Here is a 26,109-nt window from a genome sequence, read left to right as displayed (position 1 = left end):
ATATGAACGTAGTGGCATCCGCTCCAGAGGGATTAGAAATATACTTAGCTAAGGAAATTTCAAATTTAGGTGGCTTTAACATTAAGACTCATAAAAGATTTATCAATTTTGAATGTGATTTTGAAACCTTTTATAGAGTTCATTTTTATTCCAGATTAGCTTTTCGTTTTTATAGGGAGATTACCAGTTTTAATTGCTATGACAAGCAATCTTTATATGAGGGGGTTAAAGATTCATTTGATTGGTTAAATTGGTTGCACTATGAAAAAACGTTTAATGTTCAAGTAACTGGGAAAACATCTTCCTTAAGTCATACACATTTTACTGCTCTTGAAGTAAAAAATTCTATAACTGATTTGCAAAAGGCAGTTTGGAATAAAAGATCAAATATTTCTTTAAATGATCCTGACTTTATCATTCATCTTCATCTAAATAATAATAAAGCAATTATTAGTCTTCAAAGCAGCGTGGAAAGCTTACACAAAAGAGGCTATAGACCCGCAGTTGGAAATGCCCCATTAAAAGAAAATTTAGCTTCTGGATTGATAAATATGACTCAATGGAATGGCAAAGTCCCATTAATTGATTTTATGTGTGGCTCGGGAACTTTTTTAATTGAGGCAGTTAACCAATTTCTTGAAGTACCCATAAATATTGATCAAGTATATCTTTTTGAGAATTGGTTGGATTTTAGGAGGGATATTTATCTTAATGAAAAAAATAAGGCAAAAAATAAAATTATAAATTATGAAAAATTACCAACAATAATAGGCTGTGAAATTAATAAAAAGGTTTTTGAGCAGGCAAAAGTAAACATATCATTGGCTGGACTAGAAAATTATATTGAACTTATAAATCATGATTTTTTAGAACTCCAATTGAAATCTACACCTGGTATCGTTGTGTGTAATCCTCCATACGGCAAAAAATTAGGTGATGAAAATGAATGGATTTCTTTATACGAACAAATGGGAATCTTCCTAAAGAATAATTTTTCAGGTTGGGAGTTTTGGCTGCTAAGTGGAAATCCAAAATTAACAAAATATTTGAAAATGAAATCTTCATTGAAAATTCCCATTAGTAATGGAGGAATAGATTGTAGATGGATAAAATATTTAATAAGGTAACTTATTTTTTTCCTAAAACGGCTTTTGTTGTCTTACCTAAACCCTCTAATGTTTGTGGAAGATACGGCCCTTTGGCTAATTTTCCTCCAAGCTTCAAACTTAAGCCTGCAAGAAATAAATCGATAAATATTATTATTAATAAATTATATTCGATATTCCAGTTATTATATTTTGTGAGAAAAAGATAAAAAATTATATGGATGCTAATTAGGACTAACAACAATAATATGCTTCCAATTGCTAAAAATATTCCACCACTAATTAATCTTCTTTTTTCTCTATCTACTTCTTGAAGAGCTATTCTCACATGCAAATCCATCACTGAACTTGCAATCGCTGAAATTCTGGAGGCGGTATTTGTAAAGTTTTTATTTTTTGGTTTTTCCATATTATTTTCTGCCACTGTTTAGGAGAGTTCCTATTAGTAAACCAATACCAGCAGCAATAGCAATAGATAATAGAGGTTTTTTTCTTATTGGACTTTCTATTTTTGGTCTCAGTGTATTATTAAGTTCTTCTAATAATTCCTCTAATTGACTTTCGATAGGCTCAATTTTTTCTGTTATTTCCCAATTGTTTTCACTTATTGAATCAATGATTTCAAATAGTTGACTTTTTATTCTAATTGCTGAGGTTCCACTATGGCTAGCTATTACTTCAACTAAATCATCAATACTACCTTTTGTGGCTTCAAGGGTTTTTTGTGCAATGTTAGGCCATTTTTCTTTTATTAAAGGTATTAAATTGTCAATTTTCTCGAGTAACCATTGCTCAGAAATAACTTCTTTTTCAGGAAGATTAGAGTTATCTTCTTTTTCTTCTACTTCTTTGGGAGGATGGTGAATCTCCATTATTTAAACTTATTTATTTTAAGATTAGACCCTATTTTCTTAATTTGGAACCCTTATCTAAAGAATTGTGCGATTTATATAAAATAAAAACATATAAAAGTTTATTTACATTTTATTTATCTACTCTGTTCTGCAAGAAGGTTTTGTTAAGCTATTACTGAATTTATTAAATCAGTTTAAATTTCATCATGGATATTACATTTGCGTCATTAATTTTTGCATCTCGCACAATCCCTACAGATTTCGGATTAGTAGCGGCAGCAATCGCAGGAGCTGGAAGTTTGCTATTCATAGCTTTAAGATTTGTTCCTGATGCAAGTAATTAAATAACAGGAACCATTTCTAAGAAAATATATCTTTATCTCAACTTTGTTTTGAAAATATATTCGATTTATTTATCAACTAGATAATGAATAGATGGGTTTTACTTGAACATAAAGTTTACTCTACTAATTCTGTAGATATACATTATGATTTTCTTATTGAAAATGGAATAGACTGTTTAACTTGGAAATTTTTAAAACTACCTTTATTAAATCAAGCTTCTGTAGAAATTTCTAAGCAGCCAAATCATAGACTTGTATGGCTATCCAGAATAGAACATGAACTTTCTGATAATAGAGGGTATGTAAAAAGAATTGATCATGGAATATTTAAAAACGTTTCTGATAAATTGAATCCTGAATATTATCTATTCATTTTGGATGGTGAGCTTCTTTGTGGTTTGTTTGAAGTTTCGGCTAATTTTTGTAGATTGACCAAAAATTATTAATATTCATTTATAAATAAACGTAATATTTCTATTGAGAATTTTTGCAAATTAGTTATTCTTATTTAGCTATTTAGACTTGAGATTGGTACATATCAATCAGGTCGAATTTGAAAATTTTAAATCTTTTGGGGGAAATGTAAAAATTCCTCTTGAAGAAGGTTTTACCGTGGTTACAGGTCCTAACGGTTCTGGGAAAAGTAATATTTTAGATGGAATTTTATTTTGTTTAGGGCTAGCTAATAGTAGAGGGATGAGGGCTGAAAGATTACCAGATCTAATAAATAACTCAAAAGTTAAAGAGGGTAAGTCATCAGAAACATCTGTATCGGTAAAATTTAATATTCAAGATTGGTCTCCTAGAGAGGACCTTCCCCCTTTGGAACTAGAAGAAGAAGAAATTACCCTTAATAAAGGTCAAAAAGAATGGTTAGTTACCAGGAAATTAAGGCTTATGCCAGGTGGCTCTTATGCTTCGACTTATACTTCTGATGGAAAACAATGTACCTTGCAACAAATACAGAAAATATTGAGGGATATTAGTGTTGATCCTGAGGGTAGCAATGTTGTTATGCAGGGTGATGTAACAAGAATAGTATCAATGAATAATAAAGAGAGGAGAAATCTTATTGATGAATTAGCGGGAGTAGCACTTTTTGATACAAGAATAGAACAAACTAATGCAAAACTAAATGACGTTTTCGAAAGACAAGAAAGATGTGAAATTTTAGAAAATGAATTACAATCTAGTAAAAATAAGCTTGAAAAAGAATGTGAAAAAGCTAAGCGATATAAGGAGTTAAAGGCAAAACTTCTGATTCTGATGGATTTAGAGAAAGTTCTTATATTTGATAAACAAGTTAAGCATATTGAATCTATAGAGAAAAAAGAAACTGAAATTGAAAAAAATAAAATATTATTTAATGACCAAAAACAATCCATTAGTAAAGAAATATTAGTTTTAGAAGATGCTTTGAAAATATTGGTTGAAGAACTTAAAGAGAAAGGAGAGGATACTTTGATAAAAGTGAATTCTGATATTGGAAGTATTAATTCTAGCTTGAGAGAACTAGATAGGATATCAAGTTTGAATAAAGAAGAAGGTATTAAATTACAAAAGCAGAGAGATGAAATTGTAATTTCTAAGAAGAATATCGAGTTAGAAAAGATGAAACAAGAAAAATTTGATGATAATTGTTTAAATCAATTGAACTTGCAAATTGATGATCTCACTTTAAAACATAAACTATCAAGAAAAAAACTTTCTGATGCGGCTGGAGAATCTGGAGAATTCTCAAAACAAAGTATTAAATTAAATGCTGAGCTTGAAAGTATAAAAAATCAAATTAATCCTTTAGAAATTAAAAGAAGGAAGGTTGAAGAAGAAATTGTTCATAATAATATTCAAAAAGATGAGATACTCTCCCAGATTGATGCCTTAGGCTTTGAAAAGCAGAAACTTTTTGAGGGAAATCAAAGAAAAAAAGAGACATCGGACACAAAGAATAAAAACTTAGCAAGTAATAGCTCAGAAATTAAATCTTTAAAAAATGAAATTGATTTATTAATTAAAACTAAATCAAGGCTAAACAATGAGCAATTAAGGCTTGAAAAGGATTTATCTAGATTCGAAAGCAGAAAGGAAGCTTTAAACGAATCTAGAGGTTCATATGCTCTCAGAATTCTGTTAGAGGCAGGGTTAGAGGGTATACATGGTTATGTAGCTCAACTTGGAGAGGTCAGTGAGAAAAATAGATATGCATTAGAAATTGCTGCTGGAAATAGATTAGGACAAATTGTTGTTGACAATGATTATATTGCCGCTAAAGCAATTGAAATCCTTAAAAAGAAGAAAGCGGGAAGATTAACTTTCTTACCTTTAAATAGAATTAAAAGTCAAAAAAAGAATAATGCAATTTCAAGATTTGAAAATAACAGGGAGAATGGGTTTATTGATAAAGCTATTAATCTAATTACTTTTGATGAAGTATATTCAGATGTTTTTCGGTATGTTTTTGGAGATACTTCGGTTTTTTCGGATTTATCCTCAGCTAGATTATCTAAACAAAAAAATAGGTTGGTTACCTTAAGTGGTGAATTATTAGAAGTAAGTGGTGCTATTACAGGAGGTAGTAAGTTAAATAAAGATTTGGCTTATAGGTTTGGAAGTAATAATGATATTGATGATTCAAGTCCTTTAAAAGAGAGATTATTAGTTATCGAAGAAGCTTTAAAAGAGTCAAATAATGATTTGATAAAAAAAAATAATAGACTTAGTAAATTAAATTCTAACCGCAGTCAAATAATTGAAGATTGTGCATCATTTAATAAAGAAATTGAAGTAAATCAAGACTCTCTCAAGTCTGTCTCTCAAAGAATGGAGGATTGTAAATCGAGATTAAATAAACTTGATGCAGCTAATAATTTATTAGTTAACGAGTTAGATCATTTAAAAAATGAATTGAAGCCTTATCATGATAAGTTTGATCAATTACAAGCCATTCAGAAGGCTAATTATGAAAAAAATCAAAAATCATCCTTAATATCTTTTAATAATGATTTTAATAATCTTGATAAAAAACTTGAATCACTTATTAAGGAGAGAGATGCATTGCTAGATAAAAAGAATCAATTTGCTTTAAATAAAGAGCGTATCAATAATTCATTAAAAATTACTTTACTACAAGAAAAAAACTTGCAGGAATCTATTAAACAACTTGCAATTTCTCATAGTGAATGGATAGAAAAAAGAGATGAATTTAAAAAAGAGCTCTTAGATCTCGATAAACAAAAAAATTCTCTGGAGCAGGATTTAGGTTTATTGAGAAGGAAAAGAGATGAATTAAATTCTTCAATTTCAAATAAAAGGCAAGAATATAATAACTATCTGTTGAAGCTTGAATATCTTGAAAGGGATATGCATTCTCTTAAAGAAGAAATGAGGAGCGAGAAAATAAAATTAGAAAATTATAAAAAAAATCTACCTAATCCTCACCCAAAGTTTGGAGAATATGAAGGGAAGAGTCTTGAATCCTTGCAAGCAGAAATCTCGGTTATAAATGCAAAATTACAAAGCTTAGAACCTGTTAATATGTTGGCCCTTGATGAATTAGAAGAATTAATTGATAGATTAAATGGTTTAAGAGAAAAATTAGAAATTCTATCTAATGAAAGATCTGAATTATTGTTGAGAATAGAAACAGTATCTACGATGCGTCAGGAGGCTTTTATGCAAGCATTTACAGAAGTTGATAAACATTTTAGAGAAATTTTTGCAAATTTATCTGATGGAGATGGATTTCTTCAACTTGAGAATCCTAATTCTCCTTTAGAAGGGGGATTAACTTTAGTAGCTCATCCTAAGGGAAAAAATGTCAGAAGATTAGCCTCTATGTCAGGTGGTGAAAAGTCGTTAACTGCTTTAAGTTTTTTATTTGCTTTGCAAAAGTATAAACCTTCACCTTTTTATGCATTAGATGAGGTTGATAGTTTTTTAGATGGTATAAATGTTGAAAGATTGTCAAAATTAATATCTAATCAGTCATCAAATGCTCAATTTATAGTCGTAAGTCATAGAAGGCCTATGATTAGTGCGTCTGAACGAACAATTGGGGTTGCGCAAGCAAGAGGTGCTAATACTCAAGTTCTTGGGTTACCAAATGCTGCATAAACACACTTTTTTAAATTTATACGTCAGAATGATAAAAAGAAATTTATGAGCTTGTCTAACACATCTGCTAATAAGAATCTCCCTAATTCTGTTCCTAGCGAACGTTTATGGTTAAGGTCAGAATTAATGGGTACACAAGTGATTACTACTGATACTGGGAGGAGGCTAGGCCTAGTTGGCGAAGTTGTTGTTGATATTGATAGAAGAGAGGTGGTCGCTTTGGGACTAAGAGATAATCCACTTACAAGATTTTTACCAGGTTTGCCCAAATGGATGCCTTTAGAAAGTATAAAGCAAGTTGGAGATGTCATTCTAGTTGACTCCCTTGATTCTTTGAGTGAGACTTTTTCTCCAGAAAGATATGGGAAGATAATTAATTGTCAAGTGATTACAGAGTCTGGACAACTTTTGGGAAGAGTTCTTGGCTTTTCTTTTGATATTGAGACTGGAGATTTGATATCTCTTGTTATGGGTGCTGTTGGTGTTCCGCTTTTAGGTGAGGGAGTTTTAAGTACTTGGGAAATTCCTGTGGAGGAAATTGTAAGTAGTGGTACCGATAGGATTATTGTTTACGAAGGTGCTGAAGAGAAATTGAAACAGCTAAGTAGTGGACTACTTGAGAAACTTGGAGTAGGGGGTTCTTCATGGGATGAAAGAGAAACAAATGGATACTCAGCAAATCTTGTTCCTGTTGAGAATCAGTTACTTTCAGGTTCTGAATCAGAGCAGCAAAACAATCTGATCGAGGAATATGAAGAAGTTGTTGAACAAGATGATTATGAAGATGATTATGAAGATGATTATGAAGATGAACTTGAATATGTTGAAATAAAGGATTCTTCAAAGGAAATAAATAACAGAAAAAAGCTATATATGGATAATGATTATTCTGATCAGATGGAGAATCAAAATAGTGTTAATCAGATAGATCAAAAAAACAATGTTGATTTTAATCAAAATAAACAGTCAACTACTAATTTTGCTTCAAAAAGACCAATTCAAAATGCAACTGAAACTTTAGATATTGAACCACTAGATGAACAAAATTTAGTTCAAGATAATAAAAAATCTGAAAACTTTGAAATTGATGATCCCTGGTAACTTATTAAAGTTTTTGTATTGAATTAATAATTATAGAAGCAAGTTTTTTTGCAGCACCTTTATCCCCTCTTTCTTTATGTAGATTATCCCTAATGCTTTTTAATTGATCTCTATTTTTAATAAGAAATAATACTTCTTTAGCAATTTTTCTTGGCGAAATATTACCTATTCTTTCAGGAACAATCATTCTTTTAGCTTTAATATTTGGCCAAGAAAAAAACTTCTTTTTTTTTAAATAAAAATTTTTAATTATAAAAGTTAGGAATCTATTTATGAATGAAATTTTTCCAATTATTCCAAAAATGCCATCCCATGCATTCATTATAGTTAAATGTTGAGTTGGTAGAACAACTAACATTGGAAGAGTAATTGCTGCTAATTCTGCAGTATTTGCTCCTACAGTTGTAATTGCAAGATCACATTCTTTTAATATTTCATAGCAGGGATGTTTCTTGATTAGAAAAATCTTTGTATTTTTTGATGTTTCAATTACATAATCAAAACGAGAGTCTTTTAGGTTTTTAATTGTTTTGATCTTTGATGAATAATATTTAGCAATTGGATTTTTGTTGCTTTGAAAAAATAAATATTCACTTTTATCAGTAGTTGGGGCAATCGGAATTATAAAATTTATATTTTGATTTTCTTTAGCGATATGATCTGCAACTTCTAAGAAGAAAGGAATTCCAACAGAAAGCTTTGCTTTCTTGGAACCAGGCAATAATGCTACATAGTTTTTGTCTTTATTTCTTAATGATATTTCGCTATCAAGTTTGATATCTGCCATCAAATCGCCAATTACTTTACATTTATATTTATATCTTTTAGGTATCAACTCTTTTACTTTTACATTCATAGCAGCAATTTCGTTGGTCCATTTAGGCCATCGCGAAACCCATTCAGCATATGTGATATTTAAATAACCTAATCTTTTAGCTAATAAAATGCTCCAGAATTGATCCCCACCAAGGAAAATAACCACACCTTTTTTGGGCCAATTAGCAAAAGAATGTGGTTTAATTAATAATTTCCAAAAACTTTGGGGTTTTGTAATTAATTCGAATTTATTCCATGAATTTGCAACTAAAAATTCTTTACCAGTGGCATTTGGGCAAGGAACAAGGACTAACCTAAGAGTGTAATCTTGTCTATCTTCATCACATAGTGATTTATTTATTTTGTTAAGCTCATCCAATACAGGATTTACCCATGTAGTTAATTCACCAGGACCATTGGAAATTATAACTACTGCAACTGATTTTTTTTTCATTGCAGTTAAACCAGAATACATTAAATGCGGACGGCGAGACTTGAACTCGCAAGGCCGAAGCCACACGCTCCTTAGACGTGCGCGTCTACCAATTCCGCCACGTCCGCAAAGGGTTTTTAGCAACCTTGATATACCAAAACCTCTAAAATATCATACATTATTGGCTGAAATAAGCATGTAGTTCTAAAAGAGTATTTTTAAATATCATGAATAATTTTTCTATTGCATAAAAAAAATATTTATACATATATAACGTTCGAGGTTGTATTGTAAAAAATGTCCTCTGATCACTAAAAAATTTTGTTGAATACTTTGGCAAATAATTTTTTATTTTAAGTCATTTCATTTCTTCAATTTAATTTTCATAATGGTTGAAAAAGTTTTAATTGCTAATCGTGGAGAAATAGCTTTACGAATTGTCAGAAGTTGTAGGGAACTAGGTATTGCAACCGTAGCAGTTTATAGCACTGTAGATAAAAAAGCATTGCATGTTCAGCTTGCTGATGAAGCGGTTTGTGTCGGAGATTCATTAAGTAATAAGAGTTATTTAAATATTCCAAATATACTTGCTGCTGCTACATCGAGAGGAGTTGATGCTATTCATCCTGGGTATGGATTTCTTGCTGAAAATGATAAATTTGCCGAGATGTGTAACGATCACGGCATAGTTTTTATTGGTCCATCTCCTAAAGCTATTAGATCTATGGGAGATAAATCTACAGCAAAAGAAACTATGGAAGCAGTTGGAGTTCCAACAGTACCTGGTAGTAAAGGCTTGTTATCTAACGTTGATGAGGCTTATAAATTAGCAGATGAAATCGGCTATCCGGTAATTATTAAAGCAACTGCTGGAGGAGGTGGAAGAGGTATGAGGTTGGTTGAAAACTCTGATAATCTTGAAAAAATGTTTAAAGCAGCTCAAGGTGAAGCAGAAGCAGCTTTTGGTAATGATGGTTTATATATGGAGAAATTTATAAAGAAGCCAAGACATGTAGAAATTCAAATTTTGGCGGATAGGTCCGGTAATGTTGTTCATTTAGGAGAGCGAGATTGTTCAGTTCAAAGAAGACATCAGAAGTTACTAGAAGAGTCTCCTAGTCCTGCAATTAATACTGAGTTAAGAAAAAAAATGGGGAATGCAGCTATTGCTGCTGCAAAAAGTATCGGTTACGAAGGAGCTGGTACAGTTGAATTTTTAGTTGATGATGATAATTTTTATTTTATGGAAATGAATACTAGGATTCAAGTTGAACATCCTGTTACTGAAATGGTTACGGGAGTTGATTTAATAGCTGAGCAAATTAAAATCGCAAGCGGAGCAAACTTGGAATTTAATCAGGATGATATCCATTTAAATGGCCATGCTATTGAGTGTAGAATCAATGCTGAAGATCCTTCTCACAATTTCCGACCATCACCAGGCAAAATAACTGGGTGGCTTCCTCCTGGTGGCCCCGGTGTAAGGGTTGATAGTCATGTTTATACAGGCTATGAAATACCTCCTTTCTATGACTCATTAATTGGTAAATTAATAGTCTGGGGAAAAGATCGTAATACTGCAATTAAGCGTATGAATAGGGCTTTAAATGAATGTGCAGTAACTGGCATTCCTACAACAATTAACTTTCATCTCACCTTACTGAATAAATCCAAATTTAAGCAGGGTAAGATACATACTAAATATGTAGAAGAAGAATTATTGCCAAATTACTGAGCAATAACTAAATGATTTCTATGAAATATGTGTATGTAATGCAAGTTTTATAAGCCCTTGCTGACCGACTAAAATTTCTCTTAAAAAGCTTATAACTCCGATCCAAATTACTGGTCCAACATCAACGCCTCCAATAGGAGGAATTAGTTTTCTTGTTAAGTTAAGAATAGAGCTTGAAGGTATTGAAATTAATAACCATAAACCTTTACTTAAGTCAATTTTGGGGTACCAAGTAAGTATTAATCTTATTAAAAAAACTATAGTTAGATATGAAAGAGAAATTCCTAAACTAATATCTAAAATTTGAAGAGAGTTGATAAGCAAGGAAATCACAATTATTTAATTCATCTTAATAAATAACCCATTGAAACGTATTTAATTCGTATTATAAATTGAGAATTTAATATTTTAAAAGTGTTTCAAATCTCAAATTTATTACTAGCCGCAGATTTTTCTGCTGAAGTTGCAAATAATTCCGCAGTTGGGATGATAGGTAGTTTTATTGCGGCTGCCGTAATTATCGTTATTCCAGCCACTGCATTTTTGATTTTTGTTAGCCAGAAAGATTCCTTAGATCGTACTTCTACCGGAAGACGCTAGTTTTTGTAGAAGTTTTAAGTACACTATATATAGAGGGGATATAAATAACCCTTTAAAAATAAATTTTGGAGAAAGAATGTGGTCAATGCTAGTCTCAATTGGGCCAGTATTGTTGGTATAGTTCTCGCAGTATGTGGAGGAGGCCTTTATTTTTTGAGGTCCTTTAAGCCTGCCTTAGCAAGGGATTATGATGTTTTCTTCGCAGCAATAGGACTTTTGTGCGGAGGAATATTATTTTTTCAAGGCTGGAGGTTAGATCCTATCCTTCAGTTTGGTCAGTTTTTATTAGCAGGAACTACAGTTTTCTTCGCATATGAAAGTGTGCGATTAAGGGGAGTTGCAACTGATCAAGCTAGAAGGTCATCTTATTTTGATGATGACCCTATTTCTGACGGTCCCAGAAATTCTAGAGGCAGATTTAATGACGATTACGATAGGTTTGAAGAATCAGAAAGACCATCCAGAAGATTTAAACCTCAAGAAGATGACTTTGAAGAAGACTATTCGGAGGGGAGATCTCGTAGGAGGAATGTTTCAAGAGCTATACCCTCTGCAGCAGCAAGTAGAAGCAGGTCATCTACAAGGGAAATAAGTCAATTTGAAAATGATGAACCTATAAGAAGAAGAAGGCAGACTTCTCAAGACAGAAATATTAGCCAACCAGCAACAAATAACTTTGGTGAGAGACGAAATTTATCTCGCGATGAAGTTAAAACAGGTTCAAGACCCAGAATGAATCGTACAGTTTCGAGACAAGATAATATCTCCACTCTTGATGAATCCTCTACATCAAGAAAGAAACCTACTAGATCTCCTATTAGGCAGCAAACTTCACCAGCTCAAATAGAAGATGCTTCATTTAAAGATGCTAATCAAGCAAAAAAACCACGTGAGATTCGTAGAGTAAGCTCCTCAGCTAGATCAAGTTCAAAAAATCAAAATAGTAGGTATAACGTTGGAACAAACAAGAAGAAACCTAGAGATAACAGTTCTAGATTTGATGATTAATTATAAGATTCCTGCCCATTTTAAAAACGATTGTTTACTAAACAATTCAATTAATATTATTGTAAGAAAGCCAATCATTGCAAATCTTCCATTAGTTATTTCAGAATAACTACTCCATCCAAATTTATATTCATCATTAATTTCTATAGATTTTTCATCTAATTTATTGTCACCAATTTGTTCGTTGATGTAGTTTGGATCTTGCTGTTGTTTTACACAACTCTCATTATCTAAATTAGTGACTTCTGAATTAGTTTGCTCTTCTTTAGGATTCATTTTTTTTTCTAGTCCTTAAAATTATACTTATCAGAAGTCAATAATTTCCAGTCTCCTTTTCCATTCAATTCTAATATATTTTCATGAAAATCTTTTAAGCTAGGTCTATGTCCAACACTAATAAGAGAAAGTTCTCGTTCCTTTAGTAAACTATATAGTTTTTTTTCTGTATCAATATCTAAAGCACTTGTAGCCTCATCAAGTACTGCAAATCTTGGAGAATTAAGTAAGAGCCTTGCAAAAGCTAATCTTTGCTGCTCGCCTAATGAAAGAATTCTTGGCCAATCTTGTTTGATATCAAGATTGGGATATCGATCTACTAAAGTGTTTAAGTTTACTTCATGAAGCACAGAAGTAAGATGTTCATCGCTAAATTTCTTAACTTCTGTGGGATAACATAATTGTTCTCTTAAAGAACCTAGCAACATGTAGGGTTTTTGAGGTATGAATAATAATTCTCCAATTTTTGGTTTTTTTATTACTCCATGATCGGGTTCCCATAAACCACTAATCATTCTTAGTAATGACGTTTTTCCACATCCAGATGGTCCTACAACCAAAAGTGATTGATTATTGTCGATGCTTAAATTTAAATTTTTAATTATCGTTTTATTTGATCCTGGTGGGCAAAGGTCAGCATTATTAATAAGAATTGAGGGGTAATTTGAAATAACGTTTTGATTACTTGTTGGGCTAGTTTGACTAATAGATTCTACTTTTGATTGAAATCCTTCTAGTCTCCCAATCCCAGCAGTAAATTTTGCTAGTTCTTCTATTTGATTAACTATGAAAAATAATGAACCTTCGACCATCCCAAATGCAAAGCTTGCCTGAATAAAGCGTCCATAATCAATATCACCTCTAAAGTAAGGGATTGCCATTATTAAATATGGAAAGAAATTTCCTGCATAATTAATGGATCTTCTCATAACGTCGATTATTACTCTCCATATAATCAATAAATTAAAGTTTCTAACTACTTCTCCTAAGCGCCTTTCAGTTTCACTTCGCTCAGGATTTTCTCCAGAGTAAAAGGCTATTGATTCAGCATTATCTCTAATATGTACTAAGCCATATCGAAAATCTGCTTCATATCTGAGTTGATCAAAGTCAATTTTTACAAGATTTTTTCCAGCAATTAAAAGGATAGAAGTTGCAAATGCTGCATAACCAAATAAAGAAAGAGTAAGTGTTGTACTAATACTCCATAAAATAAGAATATTAAGTGAAAATGTTAGTAGTGCATCAAAAATACCTAATGTAAAAGAAAGGCTTTGCCCCGTAAAAGCTCTGGTATCATCTGTGATCCTTTGATCAGGATTATCTACATCAGTTTGTTCTTCATCGTTGGGATTTAATTGGTAATAAGCTTTATTAGTCATGTAATCTTTAACTAAACTTTTTGAAAGCCATTCTCTCCAAATTATTCCTAACTTATATGTAAAAAATATTTGGGAAACACGTATTGGTAGAGCCACAGCGAAACAACAAGCGTAAATCCCCAATATCCGATAAAACCCATCTTCTTGTTTTTCTACTAAAGCATTTGTTAAATCTCTTGCTATAAATCCAATACCTGCGTTTATTCCGTTGACAGCTAAAAGCATTAATACAATTATCGCAAGGAATAACCAATGCAACCATCTACGGTTTTTTAATTGACGTCTTAAGCTAAAAAAGCTGCCTGATCCAATTAGAAATAAGGCAGAGAAAAGTAATCCCCAGCTACCAGCCCAAATTGAATTAACAGTACTTACTACACCTCCAAAATACTTTTCAAGAAAAATTGGTTGAAAGCTTTCAAAAAAACTAATTATTCCTGTAAGACCAACAAGTACTACTCCACCAACGCAAAATAAAAGAGAAATCAAAAGCCATATGAATTGAAATCCATTGCATTGATCTATTGGAAGAAAAAATGGCTGAGATAGTTTCCTTAATTTTTGTAATTGGTACGATATTTTGGATTTATTATTAACTTTTTTATTCATTACTCGACTAGTTTTATAAATTAAATTATAACTTTTAGCATTCTATTGACCAAAGCCAATAAATGAAAGTGCCCACTCAGGTAAATTTAGGTAATTCAAGATTGTTGCATCAAACTCATGTATTTTTGGAAAAGATTTATCTAATGCCCACCAAAACAGAAAAGGCAAATTAAATAAAATTTGTAATTGCCATTTATAAGTTAAAACGCTCCAAATTTTTATTAACTTAGTTTTGATTGAATCGTCTAATTCCTCCCAATTTTTTAAGATTAAATTTAATAAATTTTTGGATTGTGTATTTAAAGAATTTGGTGTATTCATTTTATTTTTTACTTACTTATAGCCAATAAACAATTTTTTCGAGAGTTTTAGCCTGGAGGCCATTTCATTTTTCTGCCTGATAAGAAATGTATGTGTAAATGAAAAACTGTTTGTCCGGATTCTTCTCCAGTATTAATTACAGTTCTCCAATTACTCAAGTTTTTGGACTTCGCTATTTTGCTTCCTATAAACAATAGATGGCCTAGTAAATTTACATCCTCTACCATACACTCATATAAACTTACTATGGGCTTTTTGGGGATCACTAAAAAATGGACTGGAGCTTGAGCTGAAATATCATTAAATGCAATACAATATTCATCATCATGAAGCTTTTCGCATGGAATTTCTCCATTGATTATTTTGGAGAAAATTGTAGTTTCAGTCATTTAAGATTTTTGAATTAACTAATTGGGAGAACATCTTTCATTTTATAACCCTCTTTTGTTAGCTCTTTTTTTAGGTCTTCCTTTGAAGTTACTCTGTCAACAAAAAGTACGCCTTTTAAGTGATCGACCTCATGCTGAATACATCTAGCTAAGAGTCCATCAGCATTCATTTTTCTTGGTCTTCCCATTTCATCTCTAAACTTTAATTTTATGGTAGATGGCCTGATGACATTTAAATATACACCAGGAATACTCAAGCAACCCTCTTCATAAGAGTTAAGTGTAGATCCATAAGCAGTGATTTCTGGATTAATTAAAATTAGAGGTTCTGCTGCAGAGTCTTCAAAATTTATATCGATCACTAAAAGTTCTTTACTAATACCTACTTGAGGAGCTGCTAAACCTATCCCTTTTGCAGAATACATGCTTTGGAGCATCTCTTTTGCAAGTTTTCTTGTATCGATGTCAACTTTACTTATTCTTTTAGCGGTAGTTCTTAAAGTCTTACTTCCAAGTTTGTATATTTCTAAAGGTGGATTATCAATAGCTTCTTTTATAACCTTAGTAGTAGAAACATTATTCCTTGATTTTCTTGCCAGATGTGAAAAATGATTTGCCACTATTTGTTGCTGTAATTAAGGGTTAAGCTATAAAAATAATAACATTATTTTGAAACTTTGAATGCTATGAGTTCAATGAAAAATCACATTAAACACAAAAGTGAAGAACTCAATAAATCAAAAAATTCTCAAAGAGAGTTATTACTTGTAAAAAATTTAATTTTCTGGATTGAACCTATAAATGCGAAAAAAGACGGAATAAATGCAATTTTTGTAAGACCTTTTAATAAAAAAAAATCGCGCCCTCAGAATCTTACAGGAGAGAAGTTTTGTATCAAAAACTCTTTTCATGGATATGGAGGCATGTCATATAAATGTTTTGAATATAGTGAAAATATATATATATTTTGGATTGATCAAGTATCTAAATCATTATGGACTCAAGTTTTTCAAATTAATAATCTTGAATATTCTGATAATTATGTTTTGCCAAAAGGAAACCAAAAAAAATTAACTAATTCAATAGAGGGCAATTTTGATGGATGTTTTTCCCTAATTAATAAGGCTACTTTAATTGGTTTAATTGAGATAAATAAAAGAGATTTTCTCTTCTCACTAGATATAAAAGAAATAAATCAAGATCTTAAAATACTAAAAAAATTCAATAATTTTGCTGGAGATTTATCTTCTAATCCAAAGGGTAATTTACTTTCCTGGATAGAGTGGGGTAGTCCATATATGCCTTGGGAAAAAAATGATCTTTTTTTTGCTGAAATAGATGTTTACGGTCAATTAAATAAAATAAAAAATTTTTCACATAAAAATATTAATAAAAATAAAAACGTTTCTTTTTTTCAACCCTATTGGATAAGTGAAACACTTTTAGTATGTTCTGAGGATAGTTCTGGATGGTGGAACTTATTATTTTTAGATGTTCGTGAAATTGAAAATATTTTTATAAAAAAAAGAGTAGAAAGAAATTTGATTGAATATGGAGTACCACAATGGGTCTCTGGAATAACATTTTTTTCAGGGACTAAAAAAAATTTATTTTGCCTTGCAAAAAAAGAAAATAATTTAATAGTTGAACACTATAAAGATCTTGAATTCGTAAAAGAATTTTCTACTCCTTTTACTTCAATAAGTGATTTCAGCGTTTTTGGGGAAAAAGTTCTTTTTAAAGGTTATGGATCTGATTTTTTGGGAATTGTATTTGAAATTGATTTTGCAGAAAAAGTTTTATCAAATTTTTCTGAGCAGATTTTTATTGACCATATAAAAGATTGTTCAAAACCTGAGACATTTTGGTTTAAAGGTTTTGAAGATCAATCTACTCATTCTTTTCTTTATAAACCGCTTATAGATAATTTCATAAAGCCACCACTTCTCGTTAGAGCTCATAGCGGACCAACTTCATTTTTTGATGGATCTTATAATTCTGAAGTTCAATTTTGGTCCTCGAAGGGATTTTTTGTTGCTGAAGTAAATTATGGAGGATCATCAGGATTTGGTAAAGCATATAGAGATAGATTGAATCATAAGTGGGGTATTGTTGATTCTTATGATTGCAAAGCACTAGCTCTTGAATTAATCAAATCAGATCTAGTTGATAGTGAGAAAGTGGTAATTTTTGGTAGTAGTGCTGGTGGATTAACCGCCCTAAATTGTTTATTATATGGGTCTATATTTAAAGCTGCAATTTGTAAATATCCTGTTCTTGATTTGAAGGATATGCATTACAACACGCATAGGTTTGAAAAAGATTATTTAAATTCTTTGGTAGGAAATTATGAAAAGAATCATGATGATTATATAAATAGATCGCCAATAAAGCACATTAACAAAATAAAAAAACCTATCTTATTGTTTCATGGAAAAAAAGATACAGTTATTTCATATAAACAAACTCTAAAAATTCAACAAATTTTGATTCAGAATAATAAATGTTCAGAAGTTATTTTTTTTGAAAACGAAGGGCATGGGTTTAAAAATTTTGAAAATAAAGAAGCGGTAATGCAAAAATCTCAGGAATTTTTAGAAAATGCTTTGAATATTTAAGAATTTCTTTTTAGAAAATCAATAGTATCTTTTAATTTTTCTATAAATAAATCAATTTCTTCCTTATTTGTTGTGAAATTCATGCTAATTCTTGCTGTTGATTTAATTCCAATATATCTGTGAAGAGGTTGACAGCAATGATGCCCACTTCTGATGCAAATTCCTTTTGAATCAAGAATTTCAGCAATATCGTTTGAATGTATATTTTTGATATAAAAGGTGGCAAGTGATGCTCTATCTGGATCTATCTCCGGTGATGGACCTATAATTTCAATATTTTCTATTTGATTTAATTTTTCAAATAAATATTTAGTAATAGTTCTTTCATATTCATGAATTTCATTCAATCCAATAGTGTTTATGTAATTGATTGCTTCTGCTAGACCTATTGCTTCTGCAATGGCTGGAGTTCCAGCTTCAAATTTATGCGGGAGCTCGGCCCAAGTACTTGTCTCTTCATAAACATCTTGAATCATTTCGCCACCTCCAAAGAGGGGAGGAATTTTTTCTAGGATTTCTTTTCTCGACCAGAGAAAACCAATGCCTGTAGGACCGCAAAGTTTATGTCCGGATCCCGCTAAAAAATCAATATCAAGATCACAAACATCAAGTTTTTGATGCGCCAAACTTTGACATGCGTCTATTAATACTAAAGATCCTTTTTGTTTAGCTAATTTAGTTATCTCTTTGATTGGATTACAGCAACCTAGCGTATTACTAATATGTACGAGGCTAACAAGCTTAGTTCTAGATGTTAGTTTTGATTTAAAATCGTCTATATCTAATTTCCCATCTTTATCTATACCTATAAATTTTAATTTGCATTTATTTTTTGCTGCAACCATTTGCCATGGAACAATATTGCTATGATGCTCCATTATTGATAAGAGAATTTCATCGTTTTCTCTTAATGAAGATTCACCCCATGATCTGGCCGCTAGATTTATTGCTTCAGTAGCATTTCTTGTGAAAATAATTTCTTTGGCTGAATTAGCTTTTATATATTTGCTAATTAAATATCTTGCATTTTCAAATTCTTCTGTTGCTTTAGCGCTTAATTGATGTGCGCCTCTATGTACATTGGCATTAAAGTTTCTATAATAGTCATCAATTTTTTTTAAGACTTGTATTGGTTTCTGAGTGGTTGCAGCATGGTCTAAATAAATGACTTGCTCATTACTTGTTAAGTGCTTATTTAAAAGAGGAAAGTCTTTCTTAGTTATTTCAGGAAAATTTTGAATCGTTTCCATTAATTCTCATTTAAAAGTTTATCAAGCAAATCCCATCTATCTTTTGAAACGGGAATAAATGAAATTATTTCTTGAAAGTAAGAACTTAATTGTAGTTTACTTGCTTCTGGTAATGTGATCCCTCTTGTTCGCATATAAAAAAGTTCTTCTTCGTTTAATTGCGAAATTGTGGCTCCATGTTTGCATTTGACATCATCAGCAATTATTTCTAATTGAGGTTTGGTATCTATTTGTGCGTGTTTTGATAAAAGTAAATTTCTGCTTAATTGAGAAGCATCAGTTTTCTGTGCAATTTTTGGTACTATTATTGAACCTTCAAATATTGCATGTGATTTATCGTCAGCAAGTGATTTGTTGATTTGATCTAGAAATCCATCTGGACCATTAAAGTCTATTTTTGTATAAGTAGATATTTGTTCATTTTTTTTGGTTATTTGCATACCTTTGATATTGGTTTTAGCGTTTCCTGCAGATTGTTTAATACTAATTTCAAATCTTGCATAATTGAATTTGAAATGTAAGGAACCTAAGTTGTATTCGCTATTTTGTTGTTGAATTACATTGAGCGAATTTAGTAAATTTGATCTGTTTTCACCGTAAGAAACAACACCATGATTTATGGAACTATTTTCTTCTAATAAAAAAAATGTTGACTGGGATAATGAAGAGTTTTCTTTCCCAAGATTTACTTGTAATAATTCAATATCGCAATTCTTTTCCAAAAATATTACCAGGGTTTTTGCGTTTAAAAAATCACTTGATGCATGACTAAAAATTTCAATAGGAGGGATTTTTGATCCATTTATTTTTAATGCCAAGAAATTTTTTGTAGAACTTAAAGACAGATTTAGTAGGTCACTCCAATTTTCGTTTTGATCAAAACAAGCTATCTGTTCTTTGATATATTTATTTAATTCATCTTCACTTAATTGAAGTATTGAATAGTTTTCTTTTATTAATTTAATTTGGCAATTTTCACCAATTATTAATCGAACAGTATTCTGAGAACTTTCAGGATAAGGTATATCAAATTTTGTATTTTTTTCATTAAACGAGTAGTTTAAAAAGTTTGAAAATTTTGCTTTATTTGAAAGTCTCCATAATTCACTTTTAGGATTAGGTAGGGGATTTGATTGTAATTTATGAAGACAGATTTTTTGTATTTCTGTCTGATTGTTAATTAATTTATTATTTTTTATTTTTTCAAGTATTTTCATCTATTTAAGTCTCTTTTACAAAGTTATCAGTCCATTCATAACCTTTTTTTTCAAGTTCTAAAGCAAGATCACTTCCCCCAGTTTTTATGATTTGTCCATCTGCCATAACGTGGACATAAGTTGGTTCAATTTCATCAAGTAATCTTTGGTAGTGAGTAATTAATATAATTCCAGTCTGTGCATTAGATATTTTTTTAATTCCTGATGCGACTATTCTAAGAGCATCAATATCTAGTCCAGAATCAGTCTCATCTAATATTGCTATCTTGGGTTCAAGCAAAGCCATTTGCAGAATTTCATTTCTTTTCTTTTCACCCCCGGAAAATCCTTGATTTACACTCCTTGATAAGAATGCATGATCCATTTTAACGAGTTCTAACTTTTCTTTAACTAATTCCTCAAAATCAAAAGTATCCAATTCTTCTTTGTTAAGGAATTTCCTTCTAGCATTCGTTGAAACTCTAAGAAACTCAAGATTACTAACGCCGGGAATTTCTATTGGATATTGGAAACCAAGGAAAATTCCTGATTGAGATCTTTCTTCAGGTTCCAAAGAGTTGATATTTTCACCTGAAAATTTTATGTCGCCACTTGTAATATTATACGAGGGGTGTCCTGCAATGATTTTCGAAAGAGTACTTTTGCCACATCCATTTCTTCCCATTATGGCATGGATTTCTCCAGGATAGACAGTTAGTGAAACTCCCTTCAAAATTGGAAGATTATCAGTAGATGCAAAGAGATTTTCAACTTCTAATATTGGATCTGATTCTTTCATTTTACTTTGCATATCAGTTTAGAAATTGATGAATTAACCTACTGATCCCTCAAGTTTAAGCGCTAGTAACTTATCAGCTTCAGCAGCAAATTCCATAGGTAATTGATTAAATACATCTCTGCAGAAACCACTGACCATCATAGATACTGCCTCCTCAAATTCTATACCTCTGCTTTGGAGATAAAAAAGTTGATCTTCAGAGATTCTACATGTGCTTGCTTCATGCTCAATTTCAGAATTGGGTTGTTGTGATTTGATATAAGGAAATGTATTTGCAGAAGCTTGATCTCCTATTAACATTGAATCACATTGACTGTAATTTCTTGATCCTGCTGCTTTTGTTCCCATTTTGACAAGGCCTCTGTAGCTATTGGTTGAATTACCTGCACTTATACCTTTGCTAACAATAGTTGATTTGGTTTTGGGGCCAATATGGATCATTTTTGTGCCGGTATCTGCTTGCTGAAGATTATTGGTGAGTGCTACTGAATAAAATTCTCCCACAGATTCTTCCCCTAAAAGGAGACAGCTAGGATATTTCCATGTAATTGAAGACCCTGTTTCAACTTGAGACCAGCTAATTTTACTTCGTTTACCTAAACATTTTCCTCTTTTAGTGACAAAATTAAAAATGCCTCCAACACCTTCTTCATCCCCCGCATACCAATTTTGTACTGTTGAATATTTTATAGAGGCATCGTCTAGAGCTATGAGTTCCACAACTGCAGCATGTAAGGTATTTGTGTCAAACATAGGTGCTGTGCAGCCTTCTAAATAACTTACAGAACTAGATTCTTCAGCAATGATTAGAGTTCTCTCGAATTGTCCAGAATCTCCACTATTAATTCTGAAGTAGGAAGATAGGTCCATTGGACATGTAACACCTTTTGGTATATAAACAAAAGAACCATCACTAAAAACAGCAGAATTTAGTGCTGCAAAATAATTATCACTAGCTGGAACTACTGTACCTAAATATTTTTCAATTAAATCAGAGTGATTTTTTACTGCTTCACTGATTGAGCAAAATATAACCCCATGTTCAGCCAGTTCCTCTCTAAATGTTGTAGCTATAGAAACACTATCAAAGACAGCATCTACTGCTACATTTGTAAGTTTTTTTTGCTCAGTAAGAGGTATTCCCAATTTGTCGAAAGTCTCAAGAAGTTTGGGATCAACTTCATCTAAACTGGAAATTTTTTCTTTTTGTTTGGGAGCAGAATAATAAATAATATCTTGATAATCGATTTGTTTGTATCCCAATCCTGCCCAATCAGGTTCATCCATTTTTTGCCATTTTTCAAAAGCTTTTAATCTAAAATCAAGGAGGTATTTTGGCTCTTCTTTTTTTTGTGAAATAAGTCTTATTATGTCCTCATTCAATCCCTTTGCAATTTTTTCAGTTTCAATGTCTGTAACGAAACCATATTTGTAAGGCTCCTTTACTACATCTTTAACTAAATTTTCGTTAACCATGTTATCCAAAATAACTTATTACAATATGCTCTATATACTCTAACGAAAGATACCCCCAATATTGAGTTTTTTTCCTTTATTAAAACTAAAAATTAATGTCAAATAATTTTGATCCCTTATCAAACCCTTTAAACATACAAACTATTCAAGAAATTGATAATCTTGATCTAACAATAATGCAGAGGCACCATATTAGAATACTTGCTCATTGTCTCCAGATTTTAAAAATTATCAATTCAGATAATAGTTTTGAAAGTAAAAAGCTCCTGAGAGAGTGGTGTGATAATCAATCAAAAAAATTTGATGATAAAAAATTTAGTGATCTTTTTTATCATCAATTAGAATCTACTTCAAACAAACTAATTACTTTTTCAAAAAAAATAGGTAAAAATATTCAGGATTTAGAAATAGATGATCTAGTACTTCTAGTTCAAGAAAGATAGAAGCCCTTAAAATTGATCCCGAAGAAAAAATATATTTTTGTTGAGTCGTTAACAAATTTAGGTAATAAAATTTAAAAAAAAAGAAAATTAATTTACATTTAAAAAAAATTGAAAATTGATTAATTGTATTGATACCAACTGTTTTGACGAGAAGTATGAATTTTGAGAATTTTTGAGTAGTCAGAGGATGCTGACGACAGGGTAAAAAGACACACAATTCCCTAAAAAAAAGAACATACTGATCCCAAACAAAAACGGAGAATTTAAAGTGGCTGATGGGATCATGAATAAAGATCAATTACTCTCACTTACCCTCAGACAATTACGTCAAGAAGCAAGTAAATTATCAGTACCTTTATACAGCCGTAAAACAAAAGCTGTACTAGTCGATTTAATACTAAAATATCAAGAAAAATCTTCCCAAACGTTATCAATTTCATCCCAACCAAAATTTGAAGAAAATTTTGAGTCCAATACTTTTAGTAGCAATGAAGAAGTTAAAACAAATGTAGTTTTCCTACCTCGAGATCCAGATTGGGCATACGTTTTCTGGCAAATTTCTGATGCGGATCGAGAAAAAGCACAATCATTGGGAGCGAACAAATTATGTTTACGATTATTTGATGCATCTGGTTCTGAAGGAAGTAATTTGAATCAAGGAACACTAAGAGAGATAGCAGTTGATAGTTATAGTACTGAGTGGTACTTGCCAATCCCACTTGCAGATAGAGACTATAAAGTTGAGTTAGGTTATAAATATGGTTTTAACTGGATGTCATTGGCATTCTCTTCTGTAAGCCATGTGCCTGGATCTCGTCCCTCTGAGCAAATCCTTGATAAATTTGTTCCTTTTAATTTGGATTCTAATCCTGAGTCAATCCCAGACATCTCAACTCCTGTTATTTCAGAAGAAAATGGTATGCATGAAAGGTTATATCAAGCAGCAACTAACATCCCTCTCAGAAGAAAAATTGGTTCTGAAGAATTTATGGAAAATGTAAATTCAACAAATCTCAATGATAATCTTACAGATTCAGGGGCTGGTAAATGGTCTTCTGGTTTAAATGATTCTGGAAGTGGGATTGTTAAAAATAGATCTTTTTGGCTCGTTGCTGATGCTGAATTAATTGTTTATGGAGCTACAGAGCCTTCTGCAAAATTGACAATAGGCGGAGAAGAGGTACCCCTTGCTGCTGATGGTACCTTTAAAATTCAAGTTCCATTTAGAGACGGGACTCAGAAATATGATATTAAAGCTGTTGATGTTTCTGGTGAGCAAGAAAAAAGCATATCAATGAAATTTGACCGAACAACACCACTTGACGATACTAATGAAAAAGATAAAGCTGAAACAGAATGGTTCTAATTTATTAAATTAATTTATTAAATTAATGCTAAAAAAAATTGTAGCTTTTACACCCTTGTTTGGAGCATTAACGTTTCCATTAGTTGTTCCAATTACAATTTCTAAATTTGGTGTTAACTATGGAATTCTTAGTGCATTATTAATTTCTTCATTATGGTTTATCGCTATGTTAAGAACTTCCGAAATGCCTCATTAATTTAGTTAGATTTTTGGAAGTTTCCTAAAAATATGATTCAAGTTAAAGAAATTAATATAAATTCTCCTTTTTTAGATCAAAAACCAGGAACTTCTGGTTTAAGAAAAAGTACTTTAAAGTTTCAGGAAGAACATTATCTAGAAATTTTTATTGAAGCAATTTTACAATCATTGGAAGATTTAAAAGACTCAACATTAGTAGTTGGTGGTGATGGCAGATATGGCAATATTGAAGCAATAGAAAAAATTGTACAAATTTGTGTTGCACATAAAGTTCAAAAGGTTATTGTCCCAAAATACGGTTTATTATCTACTCCTGCGACATCTCATTTAATTAGAAAAGAAAACGCTGTTGGTGGTATTATTCTCTCTGCAAGTCATAATCCTGGCGGGATTGATGGGGATTTTGGAGTTAAATTGAATATCTCCAATGGTGGCCCAGCTCCTGAGATAATTACCAACAAGATTTTTAAGGCCTCACAATTACTAACTAATTATAAAATTTGCAAAATTAAGTTACCTGATTTTAGTGAATATGGAACTTATTCTTACGAGGAAACTACCCTAGAAATTATTGATGGATTGAAAGATTATTCTGATTTGATGCAAAAAATTTTTGATTTTGATCAAATTAGTGATTTTCTAAAAAAAGATTTCTCGTTAATTTTTGATGCAATGAATGCAGTTACGGGACCTTATGCAAAAAATATTTTTGTTGAAAAAATGGGTCTTGAGCATGATTGTGTTATGAATGGTAATCCGTTAGAAGATTTTGGAGGTTTACACCCTGATCCTAATCTTACTTACGCATCCCACTTAGCTGATTTGTTATTGAATAAAAAATCTTATAGTTTTGGTGCTGCTTGCGATGGAGATGGTGATAGGAATATGATTTTAGGAAGTGCATGTTTTGTAAATCCTAGTGATAGTCTTGCAGTTATAACTGCTAATACCAAATTTGTTCCTGGGTATAAAGACGGCATTTCAGGTGTGGCACGATCTATGCCAACTAGCTCAGCGGTTGATAATGTTGCTCGAGCATTAAATATACCTTGTTTCGAGACTCCAACTGGCTGGAAGTTTTTTGGAAATCTTTTAGATTCTAATTTAATTACTTTATGTGGAGAAGAAAGTTTCGGAACAGGTAGTAATCATGTAAGAGAGAAAGACGGATTATGGGCAGTTCTTTATTGGTTGCAAATTTTAGCCGAGAAAAAATGCTCGGTAAGCGCTTTGATGCAAAATCATTGGGAACAATTTGGTAGGAATTATTATTCAAGACATGATTACGAGGCAATTCCTTCAAATATTGCTAATCAAATCTTTGGTAATCTAACTTCTATGCTCGCAAATTTAAAAGGAACTTATTTTGCTGGCCATTTAGTTAAAATTGCAGATAACTTTTCATATTTGGATCCTGTTGATAATTCCATAAGTGAAAATCAAGGTTTAAGGTTGGTGCTTGATGATAATTCCCGAGTAATTGTGCGTCTCTCTGGAACTGGAACTAAGGGTGCAACATTAAGACTATACTTTGAGAAATTTTTCAATCCTCAACAGAATCTTTCGTTAAATCCTCAGGTCGCTTTGAAACCTCTAATAAATGATTTAGATACTTTATTAAATATCTCAAAACTTACTCAAATGGAAACTCCTACAGTAATTACATAGAATTGAAA

General features: G+C 31.4%; 26 protein-coding genes and 1 tRNA gene. 13 read left to right on the top strand and 14 right to left on the bottom strand.

The genetic code is table 11. The annotated features are described in order from the left end of the window. The first annotated feature begins 2 nt into the window (after positions 1-2). Positions 3-1,127: a THUMP domain-containing class I SAM-dependent RNA methyltransferase gene (locus EU95_RS00275; protein ID WP_032523025.1), complete on the top strand. Its 1,125-nt coding sequence runs from the start codon at positions 3-5 to the stop codon at positions 1,125-1,127. A gap of 1 nt (position 1,128) precedes the next feature. Here the strand turns inward: EU95_RS00275 and EU95_RS00280 are convergent, their stop codons facing one another. Next, the gene (locus tag EU95_RS00280; RefSeq protein WP_032523082.1) at positions 1,129-1,515 is read right to left on the bottom strand and encodes a phage holin family protein; all 387 of its coding nucleotides are present in this window, start codon (positions 1,513-1,515) and stop codon (positions 1,129-1,131) included. Between the two features lies 1 nt (position 1,516). Beyond that, complete coding sequence (locus EU95_RS00285; protein WP_032523024.1) at positions 1,517-1,978, bottom strand: DUF883 C-terminal domain-containing protein; 462 nt, start codon at positions 1,976-1,978, stop codon at positions 1,517-1,519. A 188-nt stretch (positions 1,979-2,166) separates the two neighbouring features. Between EU95_RS00285 and EU95_RS09660 the strand changes: the two genes are divergently transcribed. The 4 genes from EU95_RS09660 (at position 2,167) to EU95_RS00300 (ending at position 7,518) form a co-directional block, all read left to right on the top strand. Continuing rightward, positions 2,167-2,304 carry a hypothetical protein gene (locus tag EU95_RS09660; protein WP_002806908.1) on the top strand — a complete coding sequence of 46 codons (138 nt, stop codon included), beginning with the start codon at positions 2,167-2,169 and terminating at the stop codon, positions 2,302-2,304. Between the two features lie 83 nt (positions 2,305-2,387). Then, on the top strand, positions 2,388-2,750 hold the full coding sequence (locus EU95_RS00290) for a hypothetical protein (RefSeq protein WP_032523023.1): 363 nt from the start codon (positions 2,388-2,390) through the stop codon (positions 2,748-2,750). Between the two features lie 76 nt (positions 2,751-2,826). Next, a complete protein-coding gene (smc, locus tag EU95_RS00295; RefSeq protein WP_032523022.1) occupies positions 2,827-6,417 on the top strand; it encodes a chromosome segregation protein SMC in 3,591 nt (1,196 codons plus the stop codon). A gap of 45 nt (positions 6,418-6,462) precedes the next feature. Then, positions 6,463-7,518, top strand: coding sequence for a PRC-barrel domain-containing protein (locus tag EU95_RS00300; protein ID WP_032523021.1), 1,056 nt, complete (start codon positions 6,463-6,465; stop codon positions 7,516-7,518). A gap of 4 nt (positions 7,519-7,522) precedes the next feature. Here EU95_RS00300 and EU95_RS00305 read toward each other — a convergent pair whose 3' ends face one another. Continuing rightward, complete coding sequence (locus tag EU95_RS00305) at positions 7,523-8,809, bottom strand: hypothetical protein (RefSeq protein WP_032523020.1); 1,287 nt, start codon at positions 8,807-8,809, stop codon at positions 7,523-7,525. Positions 8,810-8,813: 4 nt separating this feature from the next. Beyond that, positions 8,814-8,895 (bottom strand) — tRNA-Leu (locus EU95_RS00310). 260 nt (positions 8,896-9,155) lie between these two features. On the opposite strand from EU95_RS00310, the gene accC reads away from it, so the two are divergent. Beyond that, complete coding sequence (gene accC, locus EU95_RS00315; RefSeq protein ID WP_032523019.1) at positions 9,156-10,502, top strand: acetyl-CoA carboxylase biotin carboxylase subunit; 1,347 nt, start codon at positions 9,156-9,158, stop codon at positions 10,500-10,502. A gap of 18 nt (positions 10,503-10,520) precedes the next feature. Here accC and EU95_RS00320 read toward each other — a convergent pair whose 3' ends face one another. Then, positions 10,521-10,826: a YggT family protein gene (locus tag EU95_RS00320; RefSeq protein ID WP_032523018.1), complete on the bottom strand. Its 306-nt coding sequence runs from the start codon at positions 10,824-10,826 to the stop codon at positions 10,521-10,523. A 90-nt stretch (positions 10,827-10,916) separates the two neighbouring features. On the opposite strand from EU95_RS00320, the gene psbX reads away from it, so the two are divergent. After that, positions 10,917-11,102 carry a photosystem II reaction center X protein gene (psbX, locus tag EU95_RS00325; RefSeq protein WP_032523017.1) on the top strand — a complete coding sequence of 62 codons (186 nt, stop codon included), beginning with the start codon at positions 10,917-10,919 and terminating at the stop codon, positions 11,100-11,102. Between the two features lie 78 nt (positions 11,103-11,180). Then, positions 11,181-12,110 carry a Ycf66 family protein gene (locus EU95_RS00330; protein ID WP_032523016.1) on the top strand — a complete coding sequence of 310 codons (930 nt, stop codon included), beginning with the start codon at positions 11,181-11,183 and terminating at the stop codon, positions 12,108-12,110. Here EU95_RS00330 and EU95_RS00335 read toward each other — a convergent pair whose 3' ends face one another. The 5 genes from EU95_RS00335 to def are packed head-to-tail and all read right to left on the bottom strand — an operon-like array spanning position 12,111 to position 15,707. Then, positions 12,111-12,386 carry a chlorophyll a/b-binding protein gene (locus EU95_RS00335; RefSeq protein WP_032523015.1) on the bottom strand — a complete coding sequence of 92 codons (276 nt, stop codon included), beginning with the start codon at positions 12,384-12,386 and terminating at the stop codon, positions 12,111-12,113. A gap of 8 nt (positions 12,387-12,394) precedes the next feature. Then, positions 12,395-14,377, bottom strand: a complete 1,983-nt coding sequence (locus EU95_RS00340; RefSeq protein WP_032523014.1) for an ABC transporter ATP-binding protein/permease — start codon at positions 14,375-14,377, stop codon at positions 12,395-12,397. Positions 14,378-14,419: 42 nt separating this feature from the next. Continuing rightward, on the bottom strand, positions 14,420-14,698 hold the full coding sequence (locus EU95_RS00345; protein ID WP_032523013.1) for a hypothetical protein: 279 nt from the start codon (positions 14,696-14,698) through the stop codon (positions 14,420-14,422). A 47-nt stretch (positions 14,699-14,745) separates the two neighbouring features. Continuing rightward, the gene (locus EU95_RS00350) at positions 14,746-15,087 is read right to left on the bottom strand and encodes a histidine triad nucleotide-binding protein (RefSeq protein WP_032523012.1); all 342 of its coding nucleotides are present in this window, start codon (positions 15,085-15,087) and stop codon (positions 14,746-14,748) included. A gap of 14 nt (positions 15,088-15,101) precedes the next feature. Continuing rightward, positions 15,102-15,707, bottom strand: coding sequence for a peptide deformylase (gene def / locus EU95_RS00355; protein ID WP_032523010.1), 606 nt, complete (start codon positions 15,705-15,707; stop codon positions 15,102-15,104). A 66-nt stretch (positions 15,708-15,773) separates the two neighbouring features. Here def and EU95_RS00360 point away from each other — a divergent pair, with 66 nt between their 5' ends. Then, positions 15,774-17,705: an alpha/beta hydrolase family protein gene (locus EU95_RS00360; protein WP_032523008.1), complete on the top strand. Its 1,932-nt coding sequence runs from the start codon at positions 15,774-15,776 to the stop codon at positions 17,703-17,705. Here the strand turns inward: EU95_RS00360 and EU95_RS00365 are convergent. The 4 genes from EU95_RS00365 to sufB are packed head-to-tail and all read right to left on the bottom strand — an operon-like array spanning position 17,702 to position 22,426. Next, complete coding sequence (locus EU95_RS00365) at positions 17,702-18,955, bottom strand: aminotransferase class V-fold PLP-dependent enzyme (RefSeq protein ID WP_032523007.1); 1,254 nt, start codon at positions 18,953-18,955, stop codon at positions 17,702-17,704. The genes EU95_RS00360 and EU95_RS00365 overlap by 4 nt on opposite strands. After that, positions 18,955-20,172, bottom strand: a complete 1,218-nt coding sequence (locus EU95_RS00370) for a SufD family Fe-S cluster assembly protein (protein ID WP_032523006.1) — start codon at positions 20,170-20,172, stop codon at positions 18,955-18,957. Before EU95_RS00370 ends, EU95_RS00365 begins: the two co-directional genes overlap by 1 nt. Positions 20,173-20,176: 4 nt before the next feature. Then, positions 20,177-20,962: a Fe-S cluster assembly ATPase SufC gene (gene sufC / locus EU95_RS00375; protein ID WP_032523004.1), complete on the bottom strand. Its 786-nt coding sequence runs from the start codon at positions 20,960-20,962 to the stop codon at positions 20,177-20,179. A 21-nt stretch (positions 20,963-20,983) separates the two neighbouring features. Next, entirely contained in the window at positions 20,984-22,426 is a 1,443-nt protein-coding gene (gene sufB / locus EU95_RS00380; RefSeq protein WP_032523003.1) for a Fe-S cluster assembly protein SufB, read from the bottom strand. A gap of 95 nt (positions 22,427-22,521) precedes the next feature. Between sufB and EU95_RS00385 the strand changes: the two genes are divergently transcribed. The 4 genes from EU95_RS00385 (at position 22,522) to EU95_RS00395 (ending at position 26,101) form a co-directional block, all read left to right on the top strand. Beyond that, positions 22,522-22,869, top strand: coding sequence for a hypothetical protein (locus EU95_RS00385; RefSeq protein ID WP_032523002.1), 348 nt, complete (start codon positions 22,522-22,524; stop codon positions 22,867-22,869). A gap of 268 nt (positions 22,870-23,137) precedes the next feature. Beyond that, positions 23,138-24,235: a DUF4912 domain-containing protein gene (locus tag EU95_RS00390; protein ID WP_032523001.1), complete on the top strand. Its 1,098-nt coding sequence runs from the start codon at positions 23,138-23,140 to the stop codon at positions 24,233-24,235. A 25-nt stretch (positions 24,236-24,260) separates the two neighbouring features. After that, the gene (locus EU95_RS09655; protein ID WP_032523000.1) at positions 24,261-24,431 is read left to right on the top strand and encodes a hypothetical protein; all 171 of its coding nucleotides are present in this window, start codon (positions 24,261-24,263) and stop codon (positions 24,429-24,431) included. Between the two features lie 32 nt (positions 24,432-24,463). Then, positions 24,464-26,101, top strand: a complete 1,638-nt coding sequence (locus EU95_RS00395) for an alpha-D-glucose phosphate-specific phosphoglucomutase (RefSeq protein WP_032522999.1) — start codon at positions 24,464-24,466, stop codon at positions 26,099-26,101. The last annotated feature ends 8 nt before the right edge of the window (positions 26,102-26,109 follow it).

It is taken from the genome of Prochlorococcus marinus str. MIT 9201 (assembly GCF_000759955.1).
In the GTDB taxonomy this organism is placed as follows: Bacteria; Cyanobacteriota; Cyanobacteriia; order PCC-6307; family Cyanobiaceae; genus Prochlorococcus_A; species Prochlorococcus_A marinus_G.
This window is presented reverse-complemented; position numbering and strand designations above follow the sequence as displayed.

Coding starts and splice junctions, on each gene's coding strand:
- EU95_RS00345 (WP_032523013.1), bottom strand. CDS start 14,698: ATGAATACACCAAATTCTTTAAATACACAATCCAAAAATTTATTAAAT.
- EU95_RS00360 (WP_032523008.1), top strand. CDS start 15,774: ATGAGTTCAATGAAAAATCACATTAAACACAAAAGTGAAGAACTCAAT.
- EU95_RS00290 (WP_032523023.1), top strand. CDS start 2,388: ATGAATAGATGGGTTTTACTTGAACATAAAGTTTACTCTACTAATTCT.
- EU95_RS00350 (WP_032523012.1), bottom strand. CDS start 15,087: ATGACTGAAACTACAATTTTCTCCAAAATAATCAATGGAGAAATTCCA.
- EU95_RS00300 (WP_032523021.1), top strand. CDS start 6,463: ATGAGCTTGTCTAACACATCTGCTAATAAGAATCTCCCTAATTCTGTT.
- EU95_RS00365 (WP_032523007.1), bottom strand. CDS start 18,955: ATGGAAACGATTCAAAATTTTCCTGAAATAACTAAGAAAGACTTTCCT.
- sufB (WP_032523003.1), bottom strand. CDS start 22,426: ATGGTTAACGAAAATTTAGTTAAAGATGTAGTAAAGGAGCCTTACAAA.
- accC (WP_032523019.1), top strand. CDS start 9,156: ATGGTTGAAAAAGTTTTAATTGCTAATCGTGGAGAAATAGCTTTACGA.
- EU95_RS00305 (WP_032523020.1), bottom strand. CDS start 8,809: ATGTATTCTGGTTTAACTGCAATGAAAAAAAAATCAGTTGCAGTAGTT.
- sufC (WP_032523004.1), bottom strand. CDS start 20,962: ATGCAAAGTAAAATGAAAGAATCAGATCCAATATTAGAAGTTGAAAAT.
- EU95_RS00370 (WP_032523006.1), bottom strand. CDS start 20,172: ATGAAAATACTTGAAAAAATAAAAAATAATAAATTAATTAACAATCAG.
- EU95_RS09655 (WP_032523000.1), top strand. CDS start 24,261: ATGCTAAAAAAAATTGTAGCTTTTACACCCTTGTTTGGAGCATTAACG.
- EU95_RS00340 (WP_032523014.1), bottom strand. CDS start 14,377: ATGAATAAAAAAGTTAATAATAAATCCAAAATATCGTACCAATTACAA.
- EU95_RS00285 (WP_032523024.1), bottom strand. CDS start 1,978: ATGGAGATTCACCATCCTCCCAAAGAAGTAGAAGAAAAAGAAGATAAC.
- EU95_RS00385 (WP_032523002.1), top strand. CDS start 22,522: ATGTCAAATAATTTTGATCCCTTATCAAACCCTTTAAACATACAAACT.
- EU95_RS00395 (WP_032522999.1), top strand. CDS start 24,464: ATGATTCAAGTTAAAGAAATTAATATAAATTCTCCTTTTTTAGATCAA.
- EU95_RS00335 (WP_032523015.1), bottom strand. CDS start 12,386: ATGAATCCTAAAGAAGAGCAAACTAATTCAGAAGTCACTAATTTAGAT.
- EU95_RS09660 (WP_002806908.1), top strand. CDS start 2,167: ATGGATATTACATTTGCGTCATTAATTTTTGCATCTCGCACAATCCCT.
- EU95_RS00275 (WP_032523025.1), top strand. CDS start 3: ATGAACGTAGTGGCATCCGCTCCAGAGGGATTAGAAATATACTTAGCT.
- EU95_RS00280 (WP_032523082.1), bottom strand. CDS start 1,515: ATGGAAAAACCAAAAAATAAAAACTTTACAAATACCGCCTCCAGAATT.